The sequence below is a fragment of the Terriglobales bacterium genome (assembly GCA_035624475.1).
GTDB lineage: Bacteria > Acidobacteriota > Terriglobia > Terriglobales > Acidobacteriaceae > DASPRL01.
In genome coordinates, this window is record DASPRL010000212.1 from 1 (window position 1) to 2552 (window position 2552).

The window sequence follows — 2552 nt, forward strand, 5'->3', positions numbered from 1 at the left end:
GGTGGACTGGGATGGGTTGCCGCCGGTCTCCTGCAGTTCCAATAGCGACTGCGGGGGCGGCGGGTCTCTCACCGGCAAGTGTCTCCCCAGTGGCGCCTGCGAAGTACGGGTTGACCTCAACCTGCTCAATGGACCTACGGAAACCTTCAAGGGCTATAACGACTGGGATCACGGGAGCTGCAGGACAAGCTCGGATTGCCCTATCAACGGAATTCGAGCTACGATTCATGTCACGGTCGATCCGTCCGTAGACCCTCATGAGCCCTGCGTTCAGCACAAATGTCAGACGTTGTGGTATGCGTTCCAGTGCACTGAGTGGGGGAAGAAGGACTAGTAGCTCAGCCCGGCCAGGCGTCACCGGCCGGAGTGCCCTGTCTGGATTCACAGATCCCCGCAATACAAGTGCTAGTCACCGACGCCCGAGGTCGGATGTGTGCCGTCCGTCTTCTGTCCCTCTGGTAGACTGTGAGTTTCCCATGGCCGCCATCATCCAGACGGAGCAGGTCACCAAGGTCTACCACGTGGGCAAGGTGGAGGTGGCGGCGCTGCGCGGCATCAGCTTCGCGGTCGAGCGCGGCGAGTTCGTCAGCATCGTGGGGCCCTCGGGCTCGGGCAAGTCGACCCTCTTCTACATCCTGGGCGGGCTGACCCGGGCCACGAGCGGGCGGGTGCTCATCGAGGGCTCCGACTTCGGCGCGCTCTCCGACGCCGAGCGCACCCGCCTGCGCAAGCGCAAGATCGGCTTCGTCTTCCAGAAGTTCAACCTGCTGCCCACCCTGGACGCGCGCTCCAACATCGTGATCGCCGGCGACATTGCCGGCAACAGCGGCGATCCCGCCTACTTCGAGAAGATCACCGGGCTGCTGGGCATCCGCGAGCGCCTGGGGCACCGGCCCGCCGAGCTTTCCGGCGGCGAGCAGCAGCGCGTGGCCCTGGCCCGCGCCCTCATCAACCACCCCGCTCTGGTGCTGGCCGATGAGCCCACCGGCAACCTGGACTCGCGCAACTCCCAGATCGTGCTGGAGATGCTCAGGCAGTCCAACCAGGAGTTGGGGCAGACGGTGCTGATGATCACCCACAACCCCCAGGCCGCGGAGATCGGCGACCGCATCCTGCACATGCGCGATGGGGCCATCGTGCGCCCCGAGGACGATCCTCAGTGGGTGCACCACTAGCCCCGCGGGCCCTTCATGGGAGCCATCTGAGGCCGCCATTTGACCGCCTTTTTGCGGGACGAATATAATCAGGCGGTAGCGAGCGGGAGTAACTCAGCGGTAGAGTGCGACCTTGCCAAGGTCGAAGTCGCGGGTTCAAATCCCGTCTCCCGCTCCAGTTCTTTTTCTTCCCTTCGGGCGCGGTACCCAAGTGGTAAGGGAGAGGTCTGCAAAACCTTTATACGCCGGTTCGATTCCGGCCCGCGCCTCCAATTCCTTTTCGAATGACTTGCCGGATGACGAGGTCCCTCGCCGCAGCAGGGGCTCGGGATCTCGGTTCCTGAAAAAGTGAATCCTGGGTCCGCGACGGCGCTTCTCGTTCAGGATGGAGCGCCCGCGCCGGCGGGCGGAGGAGCGTGCTCATGCGGAGACTGGCGTGGCTACTTCTGGCGGGAGCGGCGTTCGCGCAGCAGTCGAGCGCGCCAGCGCCGGCCGGGTCCGCGCCGCCGCGCGTGCTCATCGTGGTGGCGCATCCCGACGACGAATCCTGCTTCGCGGCCACCACCTACCGAGGCCCCCAGCCATTAGGCAGGGATTCAGGGGATCAGGAACTACTTCTTGGCGGCGATCGCCTGCAGCAACTCCGTTGACCACAGCGCCAGCGGGTCGTCAGGGTGCTGGCGATTGTAGCCGGCGGCGGCCAGGTTGTAGGTGGCCAGCTTCGCAGTAGTGGACCAGCATCAGGCGATCATCCTCCAGATAAATCATGGTCGGTTCTGGCATGCCCCCTGGCGAAATTTCATGCTCCAGGGCGTTTTCGCCGGAGGCCACGCTCATGGTGACTTGGATGGGCCCTTCTATGTCGCGATTGTGTGGATCGGTCGTGACAGTGCCGGCCCACCTGCCTACCAGGCCCTTCAAGGTAGCGAATGACACTTGGGCGTCCGATTTCGCGGGGATCGGCCCTTGCGATGGGGAAGAGTTCTGCGCGGAAGTAGGGCTACACAGCAGCAGGACCCAAACGCAAAGCACCAACGGCAGCGATTTCATCTGGAGACTCCTTGGAGCGACAGCTTACCCTGGGATACCTGTTGATAACAGCCCTTAGCGTAACCTTAGCGTAACTTTGGACAAAAGGTGGCAGGCGAGTAGGTCTGCGGGGCTGTAACTTACGCTAAGGGGACTTACCAACAATTACCGAGAGCGAAAACGGGGGAAAGCGGGTAGAGCGGGCGTTAAGTCTCTCGAGGCTGCCATCAACGAGCGCTCGCGATGAGGGGCTCGGCCTTCCGTCCTATACTTGTCGGGGGCCGCTACATCTTGCTGCTAGCCTGATGCAGCTCGGCGAGAGCGGCGTCAAGTACGGCATCCTTCCCCACCCGGAAATCCTGCAGCGTC

Annotated in this window: 1 protein-coding gene and 2 tRNA genes; all 3 read left to right on the forward strand. The window is 63.1% G+C overall.

Annotation, left to right across the window (positions count from 1 at the left end; translation table 11 throughout):
• Window positions 1-476: 476 nt before the first annotated feature.
• The 3 genes from VEG08_08780 (at window position 477) to VEG08_08790 (ending at window position 1426) form a co-directional block, all read left to right on the forward strand.
• Window positions 477-1175 (forward strand): ABC transporter ATP-binding protein, encoded by a 699-nt coding sequence (locus VEG08_08780; protein HXZ28078.1) that lies wholly within the window; start codon window positions 477-479, stop codon window positions 1173-1175.
• A gap of 82 nt (window positions 1176-1257) precedes the next feature.
• Window positions 1258-1332 (forward strand) — tRNA-Gly (locus VEG08_08785).
• A gap of 19 nt (window positions 1333-1351) precedes the next feature.
• Window positions 1352-1426: transfer RNA gene (locus VEG08_08790), tRNA-Cys, on the forward strand.
• Window positions 1427-2552 lie beyond the last annotated feature (1126 nt).

Excerpts from the sequence above, each read along its gene's own strand:
- VEG08_08780 (HXZ28078.1), top strand. The coding sequence starts at position 477 with ATGGCCGCCATCATCCAGACGGAGCAGGTCACCAAGGTCTACCACGTG.